The following is a 24,158-nucleotide window of genomic DNA, read 5'->3' on the forward strand; positions in this document are numbered from 1 at the left end:
TATTCTAGTATAATAGTACATAAAAAACAAGACAGCTAATAGAATGTATCTTGGCTTATAAATGACAGTCGCAAATATTGTCATAAGATTCAATCTACCAAATAAACAAAACCAGCTAATGGTGATTAGCTGGCCTGTCTATCATTTCTTATTAATACCGCTCAAACCTACTTTGAGGCAAGCTCAATTTGTACCTGCCAACCGTCTATATCAAGCTCATAGCAATTTTTGCCTTCACCATTGATACGGTCAATCACTAAAAAGTCAGAGTCATGACCCAGTGCGAGTAGGGGGTGATGCCAAACATTGGCGTCATACTGCACCCCTTGATGAGATTTGGCATAAAACACGGTCAAATCATCAGCAGATTGAGGTGGCGTACCTGCGGGAGCAACGACAACGACATAGTCCTGAGCATTCATGGAAAAGAACGCCTGCGTGCCAAACGGATGGTATTCCATCACCGATAAGCAGATAGGGAAATCACGTTTTTTGGCACGGAAGATACTCATGCCCACATTACCACCATCAAGCTTAGCCTCGGCGATGGCATGATGGCGACATGCGTAGCCTTTATTGATATGGTAGCTGTTTTCAGGCGTTTGCTCATCCTTATCATAGGGTTCGATAACGGTGCCGTAGGGCGCAAAATCAGCTTTGGTTAAAGGTTTTGCAACGATCGTAGTCTTCATAAGAGTACTCATGACTTGCCTTACTTTTGGTGATTACTATTTACAATCACTGTTTATAATTATTATGAGCTAATTTATCATAAACCAGTACGCGACCTAAATCACCACTTGAGAATAAATGACATACTCAAATAAACGATGATGCGTCTATATTGTTTATTTATAGTCAGGTTAATACAAAAAAGAGACGACTTATCGCTCTGGACGAATAAATGGCATATGTCTATTCACATCTTTATAGAGTAAGTATCTAAATGGACCCGGTCCACCGGCATAGCAAGACTGTGGGCAAAATGCGCGTAGCCACATAAAATCACCGGCCTCTACTTCTACCCATTCACCGTTTAAGTGATAGACGGCTTTACCTTCTAGTACATATAACCCATGTTCCATCACATGTGTTTCGTCAAATGGAATCACGCCACCCGGTTGGAAAGTAACGATATTTACATGCATGTCGTGACGCATATCAGACTGCTCTGTAAACCTAGTGGTTGCCCATACGCCATCTGTGCCCGGCATCTCAATAGCGTCAACTTCGTGATCGCTGGTGACAAAAGCTTCGGGCACCTCAATACCGTCTACAAACTGATAGGCTTTGCGGATCCAATGAAATTTAACGTGCTTGTCGCTGTTGTTTTTCACCGTCCATTTACATTCTGGCGGTAAGAAAGCATAGCCGCCCGCTTCTAAATGATGCGCTTCGCCCTCAATGGTAATATCCATTTCACCTTCAACGACAAACAATACGGCTTCGGCTTTCATGTCTAGCTCAGGCTTCTGAGAGCCTCCGTTTGGCGCTACTTCAACGATGTATTGTGAGAAGGTCTCTGAAAAGCCAGTTAAAGGACGTGCAATTACCCACATCCGCATTCCTTCCCAAAATGGCAGGTAGCTAATAACAATGTCAGTTAGTACACGTTTGGGAATAATCGCATAAGCTTCGGTGAAGATAGCACGATCTGATAGTAGCTGCGTTTGTGGAGGTAAGCCGCCAGTTGGTGCGTAGTAAGTGCTTTTTTTTGACATTATTAATATTCCTTAATGGTGTTGTGCCGCGATAATGATTGTGTGCTGCGATAATGATGGTGTGCTGCGATAAATGGGTGTCTAAACGTAGGGTTACAGCCAGTTTGCCGTGTTGTCCGCAGTGGCTGGATGGTTTTTATACCAGTGTTTGGCAATGTCATCGCGGCGGCATACCCACACGTCAGGCTTACTAGTGATGTATTGCAAAAACTTTTTGAGGGCAGTAATACGACCAGCACGGCCAATGATGCGACAATGCAAACCAATCGTTAGCATTTTAGGTGTATGCGCGCCTTCCTCATATAAGGTATCGAAGCTGTCTTTTAAGTACTGATAAAAAGGTTCAGCGTTGGTAAATCCGGGGCTAGAAGCGAAACGCATGTCATTGGTTTCTAGCGTATAAGGGATAACCAAATGCGGTTTGCGTGCAATTTTGTTACCGTCTTCTACTTTAACGTTGAGCCAGTATGGCAGCTCGTCCGCGTATGAGTCAGAGTCATAAATATAGCCACCTTGCTCGGCGACCAGCTCACGAGTGTTGGGGCTATCGCGACCAGTGTACCAACCAAGCGGCTGACCACCAATCATGCTCTCGAATATCTCAGTCGCGCGGCGCACGTGCTCACGCTCGGTTTCGCGGTACATATTTTGATAAGTAATCCAGCGTAGACCATGACTGGCAATTTCGTGTCCATCTTCTAATACGCGTTCGATGATATGCGGTGTTTTTTCGGCAGCGGCAGCACAAGTAAAAGTGGTAATAGGCAAACCATACTCTTTAAAGGTATCCAATACTCGCCACACACCGACGCGGCTACCGTACTCGAATGCTGATTCAATCGACTGGTGGCGATTGTTAAACTCTGGCGTGCCCAAAACATCCGATAAAAACCGCTCTGACTGACCATCACCATGAATGACGCTGTTTTCTGCGCCTTCTTCAATATTGAGAACGAACTGAACAGCGATTTTGGCACCGCCCGGCCAGTTGGCTTTTGGTGGCTTATCACCATAGCCTTTTAAGTCGCGAGGGTAGGTGTCTTGATTGAAATCACTGGTTATTTTTTTACTCATTATAAATGTATCCTCAATATCTTAAATGCCTTAAATAAACTAGAGCAACTGCAGCAAAGTAATGTATAACTTTGGATTTATACGATCTGTATCTATCGACCGTTATCTATAATCCTGACGCATAAGCAACCATCTGCTGACGTTCTTCATCCGTCAACTGAGTGAGGTTGGCCAATGGCATATAGCCTGTTTGTACGGCAGTGATTATTTTGGCCTTATGCATTTTTATGTCTGCTGGCGTTTGCAAGATTATACCTGCTGGCGGCGCGGCAAATCCCTGCTGAGTAGGCTGTGCTGCATGACAAGTACTACAGCGCGTGTGCACGACATTCATCATAGCATCGTCAGCAGAAGCAGCTACGGGCACGACATCGGCAGTGACACTTTCATTGGAGACAGCTTCATCAGAAATGGCATCAGTACTTACAACAGAACTGGCGACTGCACTCTCAGTAGTTGGTGGTACACTGTCAGGTGTTACCGTTTCAGCTGCGACTGCAGCGGTGGCAACAGGCAATGGTTCAATTGGCTCAGGACGCATCCAAATAATTAGCAGTACGGTCAATACCGCAGGAATGACCAAATAGCGCGGCTTATGATTGTCCAAATGCTTTTGATTAAAGTAATGACGCACAATGGCAGTGATGATACACACAAAGACTAAAATCAACCAACCGTGAGCATGAGCGTACATCATCGGATAGTGATTGCTAATCATGATAAAAATAAGCGGCAGGGTGAAGTAGTTATTCATCAGTGAGCGGTTTTTGGCTTGTAGTGCCAAATCGGCTACTTCCTTGCCCGGTTTCTCTCCGCGCCTCACACAATCGACTAGCGCTCGTTGGGCGGGCATGATACCAAAGAAGACGTTACCCGCCATAACCGTACCTAAAATGGCACCGATATGGATGAACGATGCTCGGTCACTAAATAACTGGTACGAACCCCAGCAAGCGATAATCAATAGGATAAAAATAATGCTACTAAAGATAAGTGAGTTTTTGCCCAAGTGACTACGGACAATGACTTCATAGATAAAGTAGCTACCGAATAAGAACAACAAGCTGGTCGAGATAGCACCAACACTGCTACCAAAGGCAACTTTGCTTGGGTCAATCAGATAGGCTGTAGCATTGGCATAGTAAACGATAGACAGCATGGCCATACCCGTCAGCCAAGTGGTATAAGCCTCCCATTTGAACCAATGCAGCGTTTTGGGCATCTGTTCAGGTTCGAGCTTATATTTGGCAATTTCATAAAAGCCACCACCATGTACCGCCCATAGGTCACCAGAAATACCTTTGTCCGTTTTCCACTGTGGAGGCTTGCGTAGACTGAGATCTAACCAAACAAAATAAAATGAAGCCCCAATCCATGCTACGCCAGCGATGACGTGGAACCAGCGGAAAAATAAATTTAACCAGTCGAGATAATAAGCGCCCATGTGGCAAATGTCCTTTTTTACAATGTTCTGTCGTCAGCGTTTTTTTGTTCGATATGCTTTGTTATTTAATATACCGATGTACTGTGATGTACGGTAATGTGCTCTTGCACCGTCATTTCGTCGTCATGACCTCAAATCAAATGCCATCAAATACAGTCACGAGCCGCGATAAGTGCTGTAGCCATGTGCGCTAAGCAATAACGGTATGTGGTAATGATTGGCATCACGCACCATAAAATCGATGATGACTTGCGGATAAAATGCGGTGAGCTGCTGTGTATCAAAGTAAGACTGCGTATCAAAAGTCAGCGTATAACGGCCATGACTCAAATCAGATTCGCTACTATCAATTTCTGAGCCAAACTGCCAGCTGTCAGGAGACACGCGGCCATCGGCATTGGTGATACCGTTTGCCAATAGAGTGGCTTCGCCGCTATCGGTAATACGATGTAGGGTCACGGCGACATCAGCCGCTGGTTTGCCTAGATGAGTGTCTAAGATATGTGATGAGAGAGTGGCTGACATAATAACTCCGTTTATATATGTGTGGCAGATAAGGTTTACGCGGCGCTCAGCAGTTTCTGTAACCGTAAACGCGTGATTTTATTTTGTTCGGCAGCGGCATTAACGAGTTCAGTATCGCGATCATTTGGTAGCCGTGCTAACAGTAGATCCAGCATTTGCTGAGCGCTCTTACCGGTGGCAAATACAATAAAGATAAAACCAAATTTATCGAGATAATCTTGATTGCCTTGCGCCAATGCTGCAATGACATCGTCTTCAGCATCATTGGCACCTGATTGCTCATGTGCTGCACTGTCTTGCGTATTGCGATATTTTTCTTTTAGCGAATCGACATTACCAATTTGTGGATGCCCATCAAACGCCTCTAATAGATTCTGCTCATCCGTTTGAGATTGCATCCAAGCATCATCACTATGGGCGAGCACGGCGTGCATGTCGATGAAAGGACGTTTATTTACTAAAGTCTGCGCCCAGTGAGTGCTGGTACAACAGGTCAATAGATGTGAGGTTGCGTCAGCTGGCGAGAGTTCGTTAAATTGCTGTAAAGATAATTTCACAGTAATGTCCTTTTCATTTAACAGTGATGGATTAGAATGGGCGGGCATTGGGTTTATGGTGATACGCTCATGCTGCTAGATACAAAATCACATACTGAAATAGTATTTATCGAATAATAATTGGTTTAATATTACTATTCTGCTCAAACCTGACCATTTGGTCAACTACTTTATCAGGATATTTTATTTAAGTGGCTTATATTTCATAAAAATTAGAAATTAAATAGAGCTACTTACTCGAATCCTGCTATCTATTCATCATAATAACGACAGGTATAACTCATATGGCCCAAGAGACCGACATAAACATACAAGAGACGTTTGAGGCGGCGACACCGCACAACCAGCAAGGCATTCGTGCGCATAATCAGGCTGTCATTCTAGCGGCAGCTGAAGAAGAGTTTGTGCTGCAAGGATTTGGTGGTGCGACGATGCAAAGTATCGCTGATAGAGCCAAGCTGCCAAAAGCCAATATTCATTATTATTTTAAAAATAAAAAGAATCTATATCAGATGGTGCTGCACTCTATTATTCAAGAGTGGAATGATGGTTTAGTGACTATGACAGTTGATAGTGACCCTAAAGTGGTCATCGAAAAATTTGTTCGTACCAAATTGCATCAAGCCTTTGCCAATCCAAACCGACATAAACTGTTTGCGCTTGAAGTCATCGGCGGCGCACCACATTTGCATAATTTTATGTCGACGACGATGAAAGAGTGGGCGATTGATAAGGCAAAGGTCATGAAAGTCTGGCATGAGCAAGGCAAAATTGGCATTGCTGACCCATTACAGTTATTGATTTTGATTTGGGCAACGACGCAACGCTATGCTGAATTTGAAACAGAAATCGTTGGCTTGATGGAAAAGACTGATTATGACCAGCAGGACGAAACACGTGCCGCTGACTTCTTGGTGCCGTTTATCTTACGCGGCTGTGGTCTTGAATAACGATTGTTTCTTGCCATTTTTTACGGACAAATTATAAAAAATAACGCTAGTACATTATTAATGCGCTAGCGTTATTTTCATTATTGAAGGTTAAATTTTTTGTCTAAGCGGCTTTAGACCATCGTCCAAATGCTGTTCTGCTGTATCAAATTCGACACCGTAATTTTTGGGTAAAATCATATCAAGTGCAATAGCGACGATACCCGACATGGTCACCGCTGAACCAAAGATATTACGGAATAGCTGCGGTGCTTGTGCGAATACATCAGGTACAAAAGCCACACCCATTGACAGACCTAAAGAAGTTGCAATAATCAAGATATTGCGATGGGTGAAGTTCACCGTTGATAGGATGCGAATACCAGCAGTCGCTACCGTTGCAAACATCAGCAATGTCACACCGCCAACGACCGGCTTGGGTAACTGAGTAAAGATAGCGCCAAGGATAGGGAACATGCCCATGGTGAATAAGATAGCGCCAACATAAAAACCAATATAGCGGCTGGCAATACCCGTCATCTGAATAACACCATTGTTCTGGCTAAAAGTCGTCACTGGGAATGTGTTGAATACCGCTGCAATCAATGAGTTAACACCATCACCTAGTACACCGCCTTTGATACGTTTCTCATATACTGGGCCTTTGATTGGCTCGCCTGAGATCATTGAAGTCGCCGTCAAATCACCTGACGTCTCAATACTGGTAATGACATACATAAAGGCAATAGGGATAAAAGCCTGCCAGTCAAAACCAAAACCGAATTTAAAAGGTACAGGCATCGTAAATAGAGGGGCTTCAGAGACTAGAGAAAAATCAATACGTCCCATAAAGACAGCAGCTATCAGCCCAAGCATCAACCCAATAAAGATCGCACTTGAGCGAATAACCTTATTGTTGACGATACTAATCAGTACCACACTGACCAACACACCACCGCCTAGTAGTAGGTTTTGCATACTACCAAAGTCTTCAGCACCGACACCGCCTGCCAAATCTGTCAATCCAACCTTAGTTAGTGATAGACCGATAGTCACGATCACACAACCTGTCACGATTGGACTCATCAATGATTTGAGTTTGGTGATGAACTGACTTAAGAAAATTTCGACAAAGGCACCAAGAAATGACACCCCAAATATGACAGAGAGAATTTCCTCTGGGCTACCGCCCCTGTTTTTTACCACAAAGCCTGCTGCTAGTACGGCGGCTAAGAAGCCAAAACTGGTGCCTTGTAATGCCATTAAACCTGAACCGACTGGCCCAACTTTACGTGTTTGGATAAAGGTTGCAATACCTGAAACCATCAATGACATGCTGATGAGATAGGGGATATGTTCCCCCAAACCCAAGACACCGCCTATGATTAATGATGGAGTAATGATACCAACGAAGCTGGCAAGTACGTGTTGTACTGCCCCTAAAAATGCTTTTGCAGGAGCAGGACGGTCATGCAGTCCATACAATAAATCGGGGTTCCCTTGAGTGTGCTCACTCATCTTGGCTTCCTCCTAAGGTGACTTTCAGTCCCAGCTCTATGGAGATTATTAAGCAATGCGATGATAGATAGTGTCAATGCACTATAAATGCGTTACAGCGTCAGCCTCGTTTGAAGTATTCAATATACCTCTACACTCGGTTGCCCTGTCATACTTTCCAACTGAATTGATTCTAGTTTAGAGAAGCAGTCGTATTGTTTAGCCATCTCACAAAGAGTCGCACTTATTTTTATGTGAATACATAAAAGTAGGTAGCTATTAGTTATTTATGAGTCTAGCAAATAGCCATTATTACAAACCTGACTAATTGGTCAACTATCTAAGGGTATAGGGAAAGGGTTAGTTATTGCAACATTTTTTTAACATTAGCATGTTTATTTCTAAAATAATGGTTATTTATTATAAGAATGTGGATATGAGTTTTACGTTGAAGGCACTGTTATATAAGGCTTTGATTAATAAGGAATCAGAATGTTTTGATGAAAGGTTAGGACTTCAAATCTGTCTAAATATGAAATTAATCATAGTATTTATTGCTAAATTGTTAATATTTAGTTAGGATACCTGTCTTCAATAAATGCTAACAATTATCATTAGCATTTTTATTTATGAGATAGATTTAGCATGGTAAAAATGGCTATTCATCTGAATGCCTATCATGCAAAAAGCAGTTGTTAATCATTAATAGAAGCGGTTATTCAAAACAATCAACGTTTGAATAAATCGTCTCAAAACTTCTAATTCCTAATAGTAAATAAAGTGAGTAAGTTCGTTATGCGTGAAGTAAAATCATCAAAGCTCTCTAGCCCATTAACGGTATTATCTATGGGTGTTGCTGCGGTATTGTGGTCGCAAGCGGCTAGTGCAGCTCCTGTAGAAGAGGTGCCAAACGTCACGTTACAGACCATCACAGTGACAGCCAATAGCTCTGTACGTGATGATTTGCAAAAGAACTCTGTTGATTCAGCTCAGTATATACCTGCAGGGCAAGCGAGTCTTTTGAGTGACTTTTTAGATGGCGTACCAGGCGCTTCGGTAGGCGGTACAACGGCAATCAATCAACGTGTGCGCATTCGTGGCTTTGATGATACGAATCTAAAAGTGACCGTTGATGGTGCTCGTCAAGAAGGCTATGCGTTCCACCATGCTGGAGATTTGGTCATTGATCCAGACTTGTTGAAGCGCTCTGAGGTTTCAGTTGGTAATAACTCAGTCACTCTAGGTAATGATGCGATTGGTGGTGCGGTTGCTTTTGAGACAGTTGATGCTGCGGACTTGCTCGATGTCGATCAAAAGATTGGTGCAAAAGTCCATACCGGCTACGCCAGCAATAATAACGAGCTGTTAACATCAACGACCGTATTTGCTGCACCGACAGAAAATGTTGATTTATTGGCTTATTATGGCAAACGCACCTCCGAAGCAGGTGAAGATGGTGATGGTCGCGACATTCAAACATCAGACGGTGACACCGAAAGTATTTTGTTAAAGGCTGGTACTTACCTAGGTGACAATCATCACGTCAGTGGTAGCTTTAGCCGTACAGAAAATGAAGGCATGTATGCAAACCGAGCAGATTTCCCATTAACTGATGAGAATGGTTGGAACCCTGCTGTACCTTGGAAACAAAGCCGTGATACCTATACATTAGAGTATGGTTACCAACCAGCCAATGAATTAATTGATATCAAAGCCAATATTTATCAATCTGAAACAGAGCTCGATAAAGACAATGGAGCTGTTGAAGTTGATTTGATCACCAAAGGCGGCAAGATAGAAAACACCAGTCGCATAGAAAGTCAGTTAGGCTCACATAAGCTGATTACTGGTGTTGAGTATTACACAAAAGAGTCTGATGCTTCGTTCGACGGTGTTCATCAGGGTAATGATGAAGCAAAAAACACGTCTGTGTATTTAGAAGACCAGTGGCAGATTGGTAAGTTAACGCTAACACCTGGCGTCCGTTATGATCATTACGAAGCACCAGAAGAAGTGGCAAATGGTGAAACGTACGACAATGTAGTGGGCGCTTTTGCCGCTAGCTATCAAGTGTTGCCAAGTACCAATGTATTTGCAAGTTATACCCAGTTGTTCAATGGTCCTGACTTACAGGAAGCCATCCGTAATACAAATGGTGAAGATAAATATATTTCTTCTGATTTAGAGCCTGAAACTGGCAGTAATACTGAAGTTGGTGTATCAACTATTTTCCGTGGCTTAACCACTGAAGATGATTCGTTACGCCTCTCTGGTAAATACTTTGTGACAGATTTGGAAAACTGGATTTCTTACGAAAGCGGCCTTGATTGCACCACAGGACTGGCCTCTGATACGGGCACGTGCGCAGGCTCGTTTAATGCAGATGAAGATTATGAAATTAAAGGGGTAGAGCTCTCAGCTGATTACCGTACCAATAATTTCAATATGGGATTGAGCTATGCGCGTGCGCGTAGCGAAGGTAAAGAGTCTGGCTATAGTCTGTCACAGGGCACAGGAGATGAAAATGATTCTGGTGACAAGTATATGGTTAACTTGGGATATGCTCCGACTGACACACTTGATTTAGGCTGGCGCAGTACGTACGTGACCTCTATCAACCCTAATACAGGTGATGATACAGATACCGAAAAAGAAGGCTATGACGTACATGATATATTCATGACCTACACGCCTCAGCAGTTAGCAGGCGTGAAAGCAACGCTAGGCGTCTACAATATGTTTGATGAAACGTATGCAAATCATTCATCACGCTACTCAGACGATTCGGACTATACGGATTATGCGATCGGAAGAAATGTGAAAGCCTCTCTAACCTATCAATTTTAATAGCTAGAATTAATAGCTAGAATTAATAGCTAGGTTTGATAGCTAGACAACGGGCATTTGATTATTCATGTTGAACACGTCAATTTGACAGCTAATAGCAGCCAGTTACCTTTTTGAGGTGGCTGGCTTTTTAATGTTTATATGAGATTGACTGTTCTATTTTTACCCCTGTTAAAGAAATATTGATTGAGTTGTTGTCAGACACTAAACGTTAGAGATAAATTTATAGAAAAGGATATAAAAAATGGCCAAACCAACGCCTAGAATTTTAGAGGTTAAAAGTATTATCGATATCACACCCAACATGCGCCGTATTACGTTAGGCGGAGAGGCATTTGACGGTTTTCCCGCCGATCAGGAAAGCGGCTATATCAAGCTGATGTTTCCGCAGGATGAAGGGCGTAAACCGATTATGCGCACTTACACCATTGTCCAACAGCGTGACAGTGAGATCGATGTCGATTTTGTATTACATGGTCTCAATCATCAAGGTACCGAAGGACTGGCATCGCACTGGGCAAAAACAACTGCCATAGGAGATAGGATTTTGATTGGCGGCCCTGGTGAAAAAAAGCTGATCAATCATCAGGCAGACTGGTTTTTGTTGGTAGGCGATATGACGGCACTGCCAGCTATCACGGTGAATTTAGCACAGCTACCTGATGACGCAGTCGGTTATGCCGTCATAGAAGTGCTAAGCGACGCTGATATTCAGTCTGTTAAAAAACCGCAAAACCTAGAGATTCATTGGGTGATCAATCCAGCGGCAAGCGATAGCCACTATCCTTTACTAGAGCAAGTCAAAGCACTGACTTGGTTAGAGGGCGAGGCTGCCGTATGGACAGCGTGTGAGTTCAATAGTATGCGAGCACTACGTCAATACTTCAAACATGACCGAAATGTGGCCAAAACCCATTTGTATATTTCGAGCTATTGGAAACTGGACAATAGCGAAGATGAGCATAAAGTGATTAAGCGTCAGGATGCAGAATCTGATTCATAGCATTTATATAACGATGCAGGCTATCACTGAGGTTTTGTAGGTTCTGATAGAACTTGAAGGTACTGATAAAGTTTGACGTTTCTTAGCTTATACAGACGGCATTATGAGGCGTTTCTATAGGTATATTAAGCACTGATTTCACATTTAATATAGTTATTAAGTAGTGTGTGCAAACATTAATGAGAATAAGTATCATTAATGTTTGCATTATCTTTTCTATCTTGCTAAAGTGTGTTCCGTTCATTACAGAATAGTTAAAAATTCTTTGCTGTACCTATTCTAGAGAACTTATCGTGATTCATATTTTAAGCAGTTGGTCTATGCCAGTTGTCGCGTTACCAAACTTTTAACCCTACTCAGTACCTACCTTTACTAATTTGTCTTACATCGATATTTAAGCCACTTGACCATGCTTTAGTCACACTTTGCATACGCATACTTCATGACATGTTTGTTACGGAGTGGCTAAAAATATTCGCTGTCGGTGCAATTGAAAGGTACTAATGAGCCTAAGTGCTTCAAGGAACGTTATTTATGTTAAACCAATCAGGTCGCTCTGATCATTCATACCTCACTTCTCCAAAGAACTCTCAACGCTTAGTGACGGGCAAAGTTTTGCTCAGTATCGCTGTGGCCTCTATTCTTAGTAGCACGGCTGTTGCAGCAGAAAGCGATGAGATGGTGACGCAAGCAGCGACTGAGCAGGAAGCAGTGCCTACAGCCACACTAGACACGATTGTGGTACGAGCGGCTAGAGAGGAGTTAGAGCAGGCGGCAGGGTTGTCTATCATTAGCGAAGAGGCCATCGAAAAAGCATCGCTTTCTAATGATATCTCAGAGATTGTACGTAAAATGCCAGGTGTGAATCTATCGGGTTCATCGACTTCGGGTCAACGTGGTAACCAGCGTCAAATTGATTTGCGTGGGATGGGTCCAAACAACACGCTTATCTTAATCGACGGTCGTCCTGTGACCTCTCGCAATGCCGTACGCCCTGGCCGTGCTAGTGAGCAAGACACGCGTGGTGACTCACAATGGGTACCACCAAGCGCTATTGAGAGTATCGAAGTACTGCGTGGACCAGCAGCAGCCCGTTATGGCTCTGGTAGCATGGGCGGTGTCGTAAACATCATTACCAAGCGCCCAACAGAAACGGAGTTTTCTGTCAGTGGACATTACGAAGCACCAGAAAGCGATTTAGAAGGCAGTAGCTGGCGTACCAACGTCAATATGTCTGGTGCATTGACTGACAAGCTGTCCTCGCGTACCACTCTTGGTTACCACGATAGTGAAGCGGATGACCCTTCTATTAATGCAGCAGAAGCGCAAGACGATTCTATTGCAGCAGGCACTGAAGGTGTCGAAAATATCGATGTGCGTCAGCTGTTCGAATATGCAATGGATGCGATGAATACCGTCGGTTTTGAAGTGAACTATAGCCGCCAAGAGAATCGCTGGGCAGGTGACTCACAGTTCCAATCCATCAATGAGACTCTAGTGGATGAGTTAGAAGGCGAAACAACCAATAAAATGCAGCGCTATGGCGCGGCAATCACGCACCGCGGTGAGTACGATAACGCCAGCAGTAACAGCTTCATAGAATATACCAAGACAGTTAATGAGCGCTTGGGTGAAGGTAGTGCTGGTGGTGGTGAGGGTCAGATTGTCATACCTGACGATGGAGAAACGTTTGAATGGGTAGAGGCAACCTATGACACGCTCAATGCCAAATCAGAGTGGGATATGTATTTTGACCGTCATACTTTAACAGCCGGTGCCGAGTTCCGTGGTGAAAAGCTGGATAACCCTGTCGTTTCTACTCTAGAGTTCGACGATGGTTTTGAGTTTGGTGATGTAGAGACTGACCCTGAAAAGCGTGATCCAATATCTGATGCCTATCTTGTCGGTGCTTACTTAGAAGATAATTACGAGATTACACCTGATTGGTATATCACTCCAGGTCTACGCTTTGACTATCATAGCGAGGCGGGTAGTAACTGGTCGCCCAGTATCAACAGCACTTGGCACTTTAGTCCTGATTGGTCAGTGAAGGGTGGTGTCAGTCGTGCATTTAAAGCACCTTCGCTGTATCAGCTTGATCCAAATTATATCTACTATACCCGTGGTAATGGTTGTCCACAATATGTGAAAGATGAAGGCAGAGCCGGCGGCTGTCAGGTTTTGGGCAATTCTGATCTAGAAAGTGAGACTTCTTGGAACAAAGAGCTGACCTTTACTTATGATGATGGCACTGGGTTGTCCGCTGGCTTAACCTACTATCATAATGCCTATGATAATCGCATCGGTGCTGGTGTCGACCGTGTGGCGGTAGATACAGCGACAGATCGTTCTATATTTTTATGGGAAAATCAAGGCGAGGCTGTTATCGAAGGTTTAGAGGGGTTTGTAAAAGTCCCTGTTACCGATACGGTGTCATGGTCTTCTAACGTAACAGGCATTCTCCGCTCAGAGCGAAAAGACAATGGCGAGCCGCTATCACTCATTCCTAAATTTACTGTAAACACGGGTGTCGATTGGGATATTACGCCTCGCTGGAATGCTAACGCTGATGTGAGCTACTATGGCACGATTGAAGCGCCTAATGTTTCGGTGACAACAGGTGACGATCTTGATACCTTGTCGCTCGACCGTGATCCGTATGCCATTGCTAATGTGAGCACTCGCTATGATCTGACAAAAGCGATTACCGTTGGTGCGGGTGTCAAAAACTTGTTTGATACGGGTGTTTATCGCGAAGGCACTAGTACCGATGCCGGTGCACGTACCTTCAATGAGCCGGGTCGTACTTATGTGTTTGACGTTAGCGTTGACTTTTAATAGGTAGATACAGGGTTTGTTCGATTAAAAAAGGTCTGAGCTATTGGTTCAGGCCTTTTGTGCTGTCAGTAACTTTTTTTAAATGGTTTTTTTTAATTAAAATTCTCTAATCAATAACTATCACAATACAACAGCAGATTTATTTATGTCATTCAATCTTCGCTTCAGCTGTCTTTGGATTCACCGTTATACGGGACTTGCCATGGCAGCTTTTTTAATTATCGCTGGTATTACTGGCACATTATTGGCATTTCATGAAGAGCTGGACGATGTGTTCAATCATGAACTGGCTCAGGTTGATGTCCAAGACACGCCGCATCTTCCTATTGCGGTGCTTCATGATAGGGTTCTTAGTGCCTATCCAGAACATAATTTTTCTAGCATGCCAACGTCGATAGCGGCAGACAGGTCGGCAGTATTTTCGGTAGATAGAGCCCGAGGTAAGGCTGCCCAAAATCAACCGAAAGCACCGTTTCAAGAAGTGTATGTGAATCCCTATGACGGTAATATCATTGGAACCCGTGATAAAGACCAATGGGCATTGCACAATACCATGTGGAAAGTTTTCTGGTTGCACCGCGATTTATTGCTTGGCGATATCGGCAAATGGGTATTAGGTATCGTGTCTGTCGTTTGGACCATTAATTGTTTTATCGGTTTTTATTTAACGTTTCCGAGGGCAGTTAAAAAGAAAAACGCGCAAAAAAAACCATCTTCTAAAAAACGTGCGTCATTTCTCAAGCGTTGGTTACCAGCATGGAAAATTCGTACCAAGAGCAATCTGTTTAAACTGAATTATGACTTGCACCATGCCTTTGGATTGTGGCTTTGGGGAATGCTGTTTGTCATTGCTTGGTCGAGTGTTGGCTTCAATTTACAGCAAGTCTATCGACCTGTCATGCAGGCAGTCGTAGGACTCGAAGGCAGAGGCGAAAAACAAGAAAAGTCAAAAAAATCACGTGAGAAAGTTGGACAGACTGCTAATGCAGACAGGGGTGCGAGGATTGACGCTGCAAAGGGCGAGGCTTTGAGTAACGAGGCTAGTAATGTCGATGCTATTTATGTCATCAACAAAGCCAATAGCATTGCTTATCTCAGTGAGCATGCGAACATCGCGGCCAAAAGTAAGGGCATGACAGTACAGCAGCTATTGGGCATACGCTGGGTAGAGGATGAAGGTCAATGGCAACTGCGTTTTAAAACAGATAGAGATATCGGCAAAAAAGGCGGCGCTTCGTCTATCACGGTCAATGCCAAGACAGGTAGCATCGAGCGCGTCAACTTTGGCTATCAAAGCTCATCATTTGGCAGCAAAACTGATCAATGGCTATCGACGTTACATATGGGGCATATTAGTCAAGGTATTGGCCATTTACTGTATCAAATATTTTTAGCATTGATAGGTTTGGCTGTGACCATATTGTCCATTACTGGTGTTTACCTATGGTGGAAAGGGCGTCAACAGCGCTTAAAAGCGTTGCAAAAGAGTAGGTAATATTGCCAGATTTCTAAGGTAGGCTTTTAATTCAGTAAATAGCTATGTACTGCATTAAAGGCATGCCCTAGTTATCACTTGAATTGCAAAAATATTGTGTATGCTATCAAGACAGTAAAAATAAAGGAAGAAAATCTCTCACCTAGCATGACCCATTTATGCCATGTATTATTTTCATCGTAGTTCTTTGTGTAATCTACTGAAGAGATGTTTTGAGTAAAATCCATAGGAATAACCACCAATCTTAAAGCATATAAAGTGATTCCTAACCAAAAAAAGGTATTTGCTATCTCTTTATTTAAAGCATTAAAAATGAATAAGCAAAAGCTAATCACTAAAATTAATATAGATAGATTTTTATAGTTTATCCATCGATTATTCAATAAAGCTTTATGCATCGACAATTCCTTTTTTCGTTTGCAAAGTTCGGTCCTTAAACCGCATCAACAATCACTGGACGACCTTGATGGTTTAGCACGGTCACATCGACGTTGTACAACTCTTTCATCGTTTCTTGTGTGATCACATCGACTGGCTGACCAACAGCCATCACTTGGCCTTCTTTCATCGTGACCACGGTATCAGCGAATTGTGCGGCTTGATTGATATCATGTAAGACGATGACGACGGTCTTCTGCTGACTGTGACTCAGCTCTCGTAGTTCACGCATCAGGCGACCAGCGTGATACATGTCCAAATTATTCAGCGGCTCATCTAGCAATAGATACGGCGTATCTTGGCAAACAATCATGGCAATCAGTACGCGCTGGCGTTGACCACCGGACAATGTCGACAAGAAGCGGTCGGCCAACAGCTCCAGCTCAAATCGCTCAATAATTTCTAGCACCTTCTGCTGATCGTCAGCGGTTGGCTGCCCTTGATGATAGGGATAGCGCCCAAACATCAGCAGCTCATGCACGCGCAATCGACCTTGCACTTGATTGTCTTGGCCAAGCATCGCCACTGTCTTGGATAACGTCCGAGCATGACAACTGACAATATCATGCTCACCAAAACACACTTGCCCTGACTGAAGCGGTTGCAAGCGTGCCATAACGGAAAACAAGGTGGATTTACCAGCACCATTAGGGCCGATTAAAGCAATGACTTGTTCGCTTGGCAGAGACAGCGTAATGTCATGCAGGATTTGCTGTTTGCCAATGTGGTATGAAATATTATTTAGTTTAATCATAGTGCTTCTTGTCTTTATTTACGTTGTGTCGTAAAGATTAATAATAAGAATACCAAGCCGCCCGCGAGTTCAATCACGACTGATAACACACCTGCCATACCCAGTACTTGCTCAAAGATGGTCTGACCGAGTACCAAGCAAATCATGGCAACCAGACTGACCAATATCAGCCGCTCGCTATGGTACATATGACGGGCGAGACGATTGGTCAATGCACATACCAATAAGCCAAAGAAAGTTACAGGGCCGACTAGAGCCGTGGCCGTGGCGACCAATATAGCGATGACGGTCAATAGGCCAAATGCGAGACGTTGATAATGGATACCAAGGTTAATGGCTTGTGATTTACCGAGCATCAATACATCACATTGATAGCGCCATCGCCAGATAAATACGGCACTAATGAGGCAAATAACTAGGCTGATGCCAAGCAATTGTGGATTGACCGTATTGAACTGCGCATAACTACTAGATTGCACGATGACAAAATCATCGGGATTAATCAGTCTAGCAATCAAGGTTGATAAACTGCGAAACAGCACACCAAAAATAACGCCTACCAATATTAGTCGCGTCAAATCCTGACTGCTTTTTGAGAATAGCAGCTTAAATAACAATAATGACGCGCCAAACATCAAGACAATTTCAAGTGTGAATTTGGCGAGGGGGTCGATACTGGTAAAGCTAATCGCACCCAAAAAGAACACCAGTAGGCTTTGCAGTAAGATATATAGTGAGTCAAAGCCTAACAAGGAAGGCGTTAGAATAGGGTTGTGCGTTAAGGTTTGAAACAGTAGTGTCGACACTCCGATAGCATAGCCGACCACAATTAATGCCAGCAGTTTTTTGCCACGTAATGGTAGGGCAAAGTCCCAATGTCCATTAACGTTGAGTGTCAAAAATAGCAGCATCGAGATGACCAAGATAGCGGCGGCAATCGACTTTGGATGATTGACGATCCATGCCCAAAGTTGTGCCAGACGACTCTGCCAAGCTGTGGCAGTAGCCGTATTTTCTAAGGTACTGTTTTCCAAAGCACTGTTTTTCAAAGTGCTATCTTCCAAGGCACTGCTTTCTATAGAGCTGTCTCTTATCGTATTAGTTTTAGCCATGGTCGTTTTTTCAGAGCGAGGCGTAGACGGTGAAAACATACGCGAATCCTGTAGTATCAAGCATAAATATCAAGCTTATCGATCAGCCGGAGCGCGCAATAGTAGCCACAAAAATAGCACGGTACCAACCACGCCAAATACCGTCGCAACGGGCACTTCAAATGGATAGCGGATAGAGCGACCAATGATATCGCAGAGTAGGACAGCGGATGCACCGAGTAATGCGACTGCTGGCAGGCTACGACGTAACTTATCTCCCATCAATCGGCTGACAATGTTGGGCACGACTAAGCCGATAAAAGGAATCATCCCAACCGTGACCACGACGACAGCACTCATCATCGCGACCATGCCGACGCCAAGCCAAGTGACCTGCCGTTTACTAATACCCAAGTTCAGTGCGATATTATCGCCCAATCCTACGATGGTGAGCTTATCAGCAATGATGTAGGCCAATATACACAGACCTCCGGTCAGCCATAGCAACTCATAGCGTCCGGCTAGTACACCAGAAAAATCACCAAACTGCCAAACACTGAGCATCTGCAATGACTCAGTCTGATAAGCGATAAAGGTCGTTACTGCTTCGAGAATGCCACCAAAGACAATACCAATCAGTGGAATCATCAAAAAATCTGTCGGTGGAATCCGATGAATAAGCAGCATAAACAGCATCATGCCAAATACTGCTGCGACGGTCGCCACACCCATTTTGATAATGAGTGCGCTGGCTGGAAACAGTAGACTGACTACCAATAATCCAAGCGCTGCACTCTGAGTGGCACCAACCATTGAGGGTTCAACAAAGCGGTTTTTTAGCACTACTTGGATAATCATCCCTGCAACTGCCATCGAGATACCGGTCAAGATAATCGCAATAGTGCGAGGTAGTCGGCTGACTAAAAATAGCGAGCTATCAGAGTTGGCGCTATGATTGATAAGGCTGCGTAGAAAACCGGACCACGAAAAATCTGCGACACCAATAGATAAGCTCAATAACACCAAAAGCCCCATAATAATGAGGCTTCCCGTGTTGATTAACCATGGTGGCATGGTGGCACGGCGATGTTTAGCATTTAGACTGTTACTAGTACTTCTTTTCCAACCCGTTGATGCGGCTGGCGAAGAAGTACTGGTTTTAACGCTGGGCTGTGCACGATGTGAAAATAACGACATAACGGCTACTGGCATACAGATGAGGTATAAAAACGGTCATTAAAAACGGCCATCAACAACAGTTAATTAAGCAATGATGGCGTTTACTTAGCGTTAGTAAAGGCATCTTTGATGGTCGTCAAATCTTGCATCCACTGATAATAGCCACCAAATGCAAGGTAAGAATCTGGGCTTAGATAAACCACTTGGTCTTTTTTCCATGCAGTGGTTTGTGCCACTAGTGGATTGTCTAATACCGCTTTTGCACCGACACTGTCTTCGCCGATAGCCGCACTACGATCCACCACAAATAACCAGTCTGGATTTGTCTTTTGTAAATATTCAAAAGATATTGGCTGACCATGACGACCTTCTTTGATTTGATCATCAGCGATGGGTACGTTTACGACATTATGAATAAAGCCGTAGCGTGATTCAGCACCATAGACAGACATTTTATTGCCATTAACCATGACCACTAGGCCAGTACCGCTATCTTTGGTGACGGCTTTGGTTTCTTCAATCAAACCGTCAATGTCTTGTTGTAATTTAACGGCTTGTTCACTTTTGCCAAACAATGCGCCTAAATCGGCCAAGCGGTGTTTGCTTGATTCATAAATATTGGCCGTATCGATAGACATGTCTAGCGTTGGGGCAATGCTAGAGAGCTCGTCATATTTTTCAGCCATACGTGAGCCAACTAAGATAGCTTTCGGCTGCATAGCATTCAATGCCTCAAGATCTGGCTCAAATACCGTACCGACGCCTGCAGGTGCTGGTTGATTTTTGGCTTGTAAGTTATCTAGAGGTGTTGTGGCTGGCGCGCCATCAATAGCCACATCAAGCGCTGCCAAATCCTGCATCAATGTCATGTCATACACCACGATTGGCGATGGGTTTACCGCTAACTCGACGTCTCCTTTTACGGTATCCACTGTGATAGTGCTAGCAGCGCTGTTGTCGGCAGTTTGATTTTCAGTCGTGGTATCTGTTGGCTCAGAGTCCGTTGATTCTGGTGAGCTACAGCCTGCCACACTGATACTAGCAACGAGTACGGTCGTCATAGCAGTCAGTAATGGGCGTTTAAAAAAGGTGCTAGGAGAGCGGTTAGACAATAAAGCGATAGACATAAATAACTCGGTATATTAGCAGTTTGGGCAGATTGTTAAAAAAATGATTACCCATATAAAAATGAAATGAGTTTGTCCAATGTGATGTATATACCAGACAATGCTCGGCGGTATTTATTTAACTGTTATAGTTTTTATGAGGTGGTTGTGCACTTATAACTTAAATTGTTTAATTATCTTACGGTGTAAAATAAGAGATAGTATTCAATAAGTAATCTTCGATAAACAACTCAAGAACCGCAATGATAAGGCAATTGAGATTCATTATCAATATAAATGATAATGATTTTTATTAACAAGGTAGACTCGGTTTGTTATAATTGTATTAATAAAAGAGCAATTATCTCAATTTATTATTGATAATAATTATCGTTTGCATTATTATCTACGCCATTCTATCTCAGTTAATTAATATTAGGGTGTTATGAGTTCAACGAATTTAGACGCGCCATCACCTAAGTTGACGCTTGCGACTATTGCGGTAGTTGTGGGATTGCATGTGCTGACGGCAGTAGCATTAGCGGCGGTCAAAACGCCTGAGATGAAAGTAGAACCAGAAAAGGTAACACCACCTATTGAGATAGAGCTGATTACGCCTCCACCACCTCCGCCACCTGTGGAGGTTGAAGAGATAAATCTGAAAGAAGATCCAGAGCCAGTCAGAGAGGTTAAACCTAAGCCAAAAGCGAAGCCAGTTGCTGCACCCAAGCCTAAAGTTGTTGAGAAAAAGCAACCAGTAGAGAAGCCTAAACCTGCCAAATTGACGCCGCCACCTGCTAAACAAGACACTACACCCAAAAAGAGCCCTGATACGCAAGCGGCTGATAAGCAGCTTGAAATATTGGCAGCGAAAGCAGCGCAAGCGAGAAGAGATGAGTTATTAGCTCAACAGAAAGAACGAGCCAATGCCAATGCACAAGCAATAAAAGATGCCGCTGCTGCACAAGCAATAAAAGATGCCGCTGCTGCTAAGGCTGCCGCCGATGCGCAGGCAAAAGCGGATGCACGGGCAAAGGCTGATGCAGAAGCCGCAGCTGCTGCAAGCAATACGCCACAGAGTTTTAGTGGTAGCGACGCATCATGGATAGTAGCGCCAGATTTTACAGGTATTTCTAGTAAATCCCAAACCTTGACGATACGGTTTACTGTGACAAAACAAGGTGTGATTCAAAGTATAAATGTTAGTGGTAAGGATCGAGATGCAGTTCGGGAAGTTAAAAGGAGAATGGGTAATAGTAAAATAAAGCCTTTTATAAGAGGCGGGGTAGCTGTCGTGGGTAACGTTACTATGTCAGTTGTTGTCCAATAAAGGTTTATATGAAGTCTACTACCTGATAGTTAGTATTATTTATTTATAAAAGTAACCTCAGTAAAAGTAATTTTCTGACAAGCAGCTTCAAAATCTATAACTATCTGTTTTAACTCTTATCATGATTTTAATTAATAGATGTATAACACGACAAAACGTATCAATACTAAGCCATAACACAAAAGACGAAGGAGTCTGACATGGACTTTATGCAATACTGGCAATATAGTGACATGGTGACCAAAACCTTGTTCTTTGTACTATTCGCTTTATCCCTTATCTCTTGGGTGACGGGTATCATTCGTGTACTACAAAGCCGTAAGTTGGCGGCGACGGTTGCCGATGATTTAACTCATCAAGTCCAAGCCAAACAGACTGGGTTGAGAGAAGTAGATGCGCCCACTCGTCGCTTGGTGATAGAGCAGGCGTTGCTCAAACATATCGGGCGCTATCGCTTTTCTAGTGAGCGTGGTCTGCCTATCCTTGGTACGACGGCAGCGATTGCACCGTTTATTGGTTTGTTTGGTACCGTATGGGGTATTTTTCATGCGCTGCATAATATCGGTACGAGCGGACAAGCAGGATTGGGTCAAGTAGCAGGGCCAGTCGGTGAGGCTCTTATCATGACAGGCTTGGGTATTGCGGTGGCTATTCCAGCAGTGGTCTTTTATAACCTCGCTGTGCGTATCAATCGCCGTGTAATGTATCATGCAAATGATAGAGCGCATGACTTGCTGGCGGATTCTGCGAATATAAAAGCAGTAGCGAGCACGCAGCCTACCGAGCAAGTAACTTCATTGAAAAGCTCAGCTGACACCCAAACGAGCAATACTAATAAACAGTATCGTAATGTGTCTACTTCGCAGTTATAGACGGTATCATGGGATAGCGACGGTTACCTTTAGCGGGTAACAGTGCTTCCTATCATCGTATAAGTAACGATGAGATAAACAGTGAAGACAATTACTGACTAAGCACACATAGTAAGCATATATTGAGAGTAATTATGGCATTTCAGTTAGGTGATGATGACGTCCAAGGCATGAATGAGATGAACCTCATTCCGCTTATCGATGTCATGCTGGTTTTGATGATTATCTTTTTGTTGACTGCGACCGTTCTTAATCCGACTGTTCCGCTTAACCTGCCGGAGACGAGTGCACAAGTCAATGAACCACCACCAGAAGCGATTCAGATCAGTATCGATCAGGATGCAGGCGTGTTTTGGGACAGTGATCCTATCACGATAGAAGAGCTAGATAAGCGCTTGCAACAAGAAAGTGCGCAAGGCAAAAACCCTTCTATTCAGCTGCGTGCGGATAAAGAAAGCAAATATGATACGGTTGCACAAGTACTGGCATCTGCCAGCGAAGCAGGGCTGACCAAGATAGCCTTTGTCAATGAATAAGGTGAGTGTATAAATGGTGGGATCGTCATATGACGATTGTTAGATAGCCAACCATTAGATAGGTAGAAAGATAGGTAGCTAGTATAATAATAAAATAAAAATAATAAACTTTTCTCCAACCTCACTGAGTACTTAAACCTCAAATTAAGTACTCAGTGAGGTTTTCTTTTTTACCAGCGATGCCCCAGTGGGCGATATCTGCGATCAAAGTGACCATATCCGAAAGGATAAGGTGAGCGTAAATAGTCCAAATCTTGCTGGCGGATATAGTAGTAGCGTCCTTGTGAGTAGGCTTCTTCTAACTTCTCGATACCTTCAAGTGGACAGACCGCTTGCCACTCATAACCTTCGCGGCCGAGTTTGTAAGCCGTGAGCTCGGTGCAGTAATTTTTGAGCCCTTGCTGGCGCCCCTGTTCCCACTGTATCCGATTGGGTGTCGCACCGCCTATACTTGCACAGCTACCTGCATAGTGGCCGAAATAAGCGCCTGAACGGCCACGGCTGCCATCTGTATAGCCGACTTCTTGCCAGTTACTGGCTTGGCATTGCTGCGGTGTGAGGCTTTGAGTGGTTGCACAACCTGATAAGGTCAGTAATGCAGCACCGACCAGTGATATAGAGATACCGGATTTACTCATGACTTTATTGATCAAATTGTGAGAAATATCGGTAGTCGATGCGTTTCGCTTAATAAGATAATTCATAATAAACCTGCGCGCATTTAAAATTATGGTTTATCATAGCACTTTTTGCGGCTGACCACTTTTTCTATCTTATTATTAGGCTGGCTCTCAGTGCTACTAAGTAGTTGATATATCAATATATATAGTGGTGATACTGTGGCTTAAATGAGTCACCGTTGAATGGCTGCTAGCTCATCATGCTTGATTTTTCGTGGTTCGTGCTCATTATAAGCATCTAT

General features: G+C 43.6%; 21 protein-coding genes. 8 read left to right on the top strand and 13 right to left on the bottom strand.

The genetic code is table 11. The annotated features are described in order from the left end of the window. Nucleotides 1-167 precede the first annotated feature (167 nt). The 6 genes from I6E83_RS10460 to uraD form a co-directional block, all read right to left on the bottom strand. The gene (locus tag I6E83_RS10460; protein ID WP_194197853.1) at nt 168-692 is read right to left on the bottom strand and encodes an ureidoglycolate lyase; all 525 of its coding nucleotides are present in this window, start codon (nt 690-692) and stop codon (nt 168-170) included. Between the two features lie 192 nt (nt 693-884). Continuing rightward, nucleotides 885-1,721 (bottom strand): bifunctional allantoicase/(S)-ureidoglycine aminohydrolase, encoded by an 837-nt coding sequence (locus I6E83_RS10465; RefSeq protein ID WP_197101747.1) that lies wholly within the window; start codon nt 1,719-1,721, stop codon nt 885-887. A gap of 93 nt (nt 1,722-1,814) precedes the next feature. Continuing rightward, complete coding sequence (gene puuE / locus I6E83_RS10470; protein WP_197101749.1) at nt 1,815-2,795, bottom strand: allantoinase PuuE; 981 nt, start codon at nt 2,793-2,795, stop codon at nt 1,815-1,817. 106 nt (nt 2,796-2,901) lie between these two features. Next, nucleotides 2,902-4,239: a urate hydroxylase PuuD gene (locus tag I6E83_RS10475; protein WP_197101751.1), complete on the bottom strand. Its 1,338-nt coding sequence runs from the start codon at nt 4,237-4,239 to the stop codon at nt 2,902-2,904. A gap of 156 nt (nt 4,240-4,395) precedes the next feature. Next, entirely contained in the window at nt 4,396-4,764 is a 369-nt protein-coding gene (gene uraH, locus I6E83_RS10480; RefSeq protein WP_197101754.1) for a hydroxyisourate hydrolase, read from the bottom strand. A 35-nt stretch (nt 4,765-4,799) separates the two neighbouring features. Next, nucleotides 4,800-5,321 (bottom strand): 2-oxo-4-hydroxy-4-carboxy-5-ureidoimidazoline decarboxylase, encoded by a 522-nt coding sequence (uraD, locus tag I6E83_RS10485; RefSeq protein WP_197101762.1) that lies wholly within the window; start codon nt 5,319-5,321, stop codon nt 4,800-4,802. A 284-nt stretch (nt 5,322-5,605) separates the two neighbouring features. Between uraD and I6E83_RS10490 the strand changes: the two genes are divergently transcribed. Further along, complete coding sequence (locus I6E83_RS10490; RefSeq protein ID WP_197101764.1) at nt 5,606-6,271, top strand: TetR/AcrR family transcriptional regulator; 666 nt, start codon at nt 5,606-5,608, stop codon at nt 6,269-6,271. A gap of 90 nt (nt 6,272-6,361) precedes the next feature. Here I6E83_RS10490 and I6E83_RS10495 read toward each other — a convergent pair whose 3' ends face one another. Beyond that, the gene (locus I6E83_RS10495; RefSeq protein ID WP_194197767.1) at nt 6,362-7,768 is read right to left on the bottom strand and encodes a uracil-xanthine permease family protein; all 1,407 of its coding nucleotides are present in this window, start codon (nt 7,766-7,768) and stop codon (nt 6,362-6,364) included. Between the two features lie 774 nt (nt 7,769-8,542). Between I6E83_RS10495 and I6E83_RS10500 the strand changes: the two genes are divergently transcribed. The 4 genes from I6E83_RS10500 to I6E83_RS10515 all read left to right on the top strand — a co-directional run bounded on the left by I6E83_RS10500 (nt 8,543) and on the right by I6E83_RS10515 (nt 15,930). Beyond that, on the top strand, nt 8,543-10,594 hold the full coding sequence (locus I6E83_RS10500; protein ID WP_197101766.1) for a TonB-dependent receptor domain-containing protein: 2,052 nt from the start codon (nt 8,543-8,545) through the stop codon (nt 10,592-10,594). A gap of 244 nt (nt 10,595-10,838) precedes the next feature. After that, a complete protein-coding gene (locus I6E83_RS10505) occupies nt 10,839-11,597 on the top strand; it encodes a siderophore-interacting protein (RefSeq protein WP_197101768.1) in 759 nt (252 codons plus the stop codon). 534 nt (nt 11,598-12,131) lie between these two features. Beyond that, nucleotides 12,132-14,435 (top strand): FepA family TonB-dependent siderophore receptor, encoded by a 2,304-nt coding sequence (locus I6E83_RS10510; protein WP_197101770.1) that lies wholly within the window; start codon nt 12,132-12,134, stop codon nt 14,433-14,435. Between the two features lie 145 nt (nt 14,436-14,580). Next, entirely contained in the window at nt 14,581-15,930 is a 1,350-nt protein-coding gene (locus I6E83_RS10515) for a PepSY-associated TM helix domain-containing protein (RefSeq protein ID WP_197101772.1), read from the top strand. Between the two features lie 74 nt (nt 15,931-16,004). On the opposite strand, the gene I6E83_RS10520 is transcribed toward I6E83_RS10515, so the two are convergent. The 5 genes from I6E83_RS10520 to I6E83_RS10540 form a co-directional block, all read right to left on the bottom strand. Continuing rightward, a complete protein-coding gene (locus I6E83_RS10520; RefSeq protein ID WP_197101774.1) occupies nt 16,005-16,328 on the bottom strand; it encodes a hypothetical protein in 324 nt (107 codons plus the stop codon). 35 nt (nt 16,329-16,363) lie between these two features. Beyond that, nucleotides 16,364-17,122, bottom strand: a complete 759-nt coding sequence (locus tag I6E83_RS10525; RefSeq protein ID WP_197101776.1) for an ATP-binding cassette domain-containing protein — start codon at nt 17,120-17,122, stop codon at nt 16,364-16,366. Between the two features lie 14 nt (nt 17,123-17,136). Further along, entirely contained in the window at nt 17,137-18,273 is a 1,137-nt protein-coding gene (locus tag I6E83_RS10530; RefSeq protein ID WP_197101778.1) for an iron chelate uptake ABC transporter family permease subunit, read from the bottom strand. A 36-nt stretch (nt 18,274-18,309) separates the two neighbouring features. Then, nucleotides 18,310-19,287, bottom strand: coding sequence for an iron chelate uptake ABC transporter family permease subunit (locus tag I6E83_RS10535; protein WP_227680921.1), 978 nt, complete (start codon nt 19,285-19,287; stop codon nt 18,310-18,312). Between the two features lie 206 nt (nt 19,288-19,493). Continuing rightward, nucleotides 19,494-20,519, bottom strand: coding sequence for a siderophore ABC transporter substrate-binding protein (locus tag I6E83_RS10540; RefSeq protein ID WP_110923174.1), 1,026 nt, complete (start codon nt 20,517-20,519; stop codon nt 19,494-19,496). A 424-nt stretch (nt 20,520-20,943) separates the two neighbouring features. Between I6E83_RS10540 and I6E83_RS10545 the strand changes: the two genes are divergently transcribed. The 3 genes from I6E83_RS10545 to I6E83_RS10555 all read left to right on the top strand — a co-directional run bounded on the left by I6E83_RS10545 (nt 20,944) and on the right by I6E83_RS10555 (nt 23,236). Then, a complete protein-coding gene (locus I6E83_RS10545) occupies nt 20,944-21,828 on the top strand; it encodes a hypothetical protein (RefSeq protein WP_110923173.1) in 885 nt (294 codons plus the stop codon). 200 nt (nt 21,829-22,028) lie between these two features. After that, entirely contained in the window at nt 22,029-22,700 is a 672-nt protein-coding gene (locus tag I6E83_RS10550; protein ID WP_197101780.1) for a MotA/TolQ/ExbB proton channel family protein, read from the top strand. A gap of 134 nt (nt 22,701-22,834) precedes the next feature. Further along, nucleotides 22,835-23,236, top strand: coding sequence for an ExbD/TolR family protein (locus I6E83_RS10555; RefSeq protein ID WP_110923171.1), 402 nt, complete (start codon nt 22,835-22,837; stop codon nt 23,234-23,236). A 170-nt stretch (nt 23,237-23,406) separates the two neighbouring features. Here I6E83_RS10555 and I6E83_RS10560 read toward each other — a convergent pair whose 3' ends face one another. Continuing rightward, the gene (locus I6E83_RS10560) at nt 23,407-23,940 is read right to left on the bottom strand and encodes a DUF2799 domain-containing protein (RefSeq protein ID WP_227680910.1); all 534 of its coding nucleotides are present in this window, start codon (nt 23,938-23,940) and stop codon (nt 23,407-23,409) included. Nucleotides 23,941-24,158: the final 218 nt, after the last annotated feature.

It is taken from the genome of Psychrobacter sp. SZ93C1, from assembly GCF_015864635.1.
Classification (GTDB): domain Bacteria; phylum Pseudomonadota; class Gammaproteobacteria; order Pseudomonadales; family Moraxellaceae; genus Psychrobacter; species Psychrobacter fozii.

Excerpts from the sequence above, each read along its gene's own strand:
- uraH (WP_197101754.1), bottom strand. The coding sequence starts at position 4,764 with ATGTCAGCCACTCTCTCATCACATATCTTAGACACTCATCTAGGCAAA.
- puuE (WP_197101749.1), bottom strand. The coding sequence starts at position 2,795 with ATGAGTAAAAAAATAACCAGTGATTTCAATCAAGACACCTACCCTCGC.
- I6E83_RS10520 (WP_197101774.1), bottom strand. The coding sequence starts at position 16,328 with ATGCATAAAGCTTTATTGAATAATCGATGGATAAACTATAAAAATCTA.
- I6E83_RS10465 (WP_197101747.1), bottom strand. The coding sequence starts at position 1,721 with ATGTCAAAAAAAAGCACTTACTACGCACCAACTGGCGGCTTACCTCCA.
- I6E83_RS10530 (WP_197101778.1), bottom strand. The coding sequence starts at position 18,273 with ATGTTTTCACCGTCTACGCCTCGCTCTGAAAAAACGACCATGGCTAAA.
- I6E83_RS10525 (WP_197101776.1), bottom strand. The coding sequence starts at position 17,122 with ATGATTAAACTAAATAATATTTCATACCACATTGGCAAACAGCAAATC.
- I6E83_RS10500 (WP_197101766.1), top strand. The coding sequence starts at position 8,543 with ATGCGTGAAGTAAAATCATCAAAGCTCTCTAGCCCATTAACGGTATTA.
- I6E83_RS10490 (WP_197101764.1), top strand. The coding sequence starts at position 5,606 with ATGGCCCAAGAGACCGACATAAACATACAAGAGACGTTTGAGGCGGCG.
- I6E83_RS10560 (WP_227680910.1), bottom strand. The coding sequence starts at position 23,940 with ATGAATTATCTTATTAAGCGAAACGCATCGACTACCGATATTTCTCAC.
- I6E83_RS10515 (WP_197101772.1), top strand. The coding sequence starts at position 14,581 with ATGTCATTCAATCTTCGCTTCAGCTGTCTTTGGATTCACCGTTATACG.
- I6E83_RS10535 (WP_227680921.1), bottom strand. The coding sequence starts at position 19,287 with ATGCCACCATGGTTAATCAACACGGGAAGCCTCATTATTATGGGGCTT.
- I6E83_RS10460 (WP_194197853.1), bottom strand. The coding sequence starts at position 692 with ATGAAGACTACGATCGTTGCAAAACCTTTAACCAAAGCTGATTTTGCG.
- I6E83_RS10540 (WP_110923174.1), bottom strand. The coding sequence starts at position 20,519 with ATGTCTATCGCTTTATTGTCTAACCGCTCTCCTAGCACCTTTTTTAAA.
- I6E83_RS10555 (WP_110923171.1), top strand. The coding sequence starts at position 22,835 with ATGGCATTTCAGTTAGGTGATGATGACGTCCAAGGCATGAATGAGATG.
- I6E83_RS10475 (WP_197101751.1), bottom strand. The coding sequence starts at position 4,239 with ATGGGCGCTTATTATCTCGACTGGTTAAATTTATTTTTCCGCTGGTTC.
- I6E83_RS10510 (WP_197101770.1), top strand. The coding sequence starts at position 12,132 with ATGTTAAACCAATCAGGTCGCTCTGATCATTCATACCTCACTTCTCCA.
- I6E83_RS10505 (WP_197101768.1), top strand. The coding sequence starts at position 10,839 with ATGGCCAAACCAACGCCTAGAATTTTAGAGGTTAAAAGTATTATCGAT.
- I6E83_RS10495 (WP_194197767.1), bottom strand. The coding sequence starts at position 7,768 with ATGAGTGAGCACACTCAAGGGAACCCCGATTTATTGTATGGACTGCAT.
- I6E83_RS10545 (WP_110923173.1), top strand. The coding sequence starts at position 20,944 with ATGAGTTCAACGAATTTAGACGCGCCATCACCTAAGTTGACGCTTGCG.
- I6E83_RS10550 (WP_197101780.1), top strand. The coding sequence starts at position 22,029 with ATGGACTTTATGCAATACTGGCAATATAGTGACATGGTGACCAAAACC.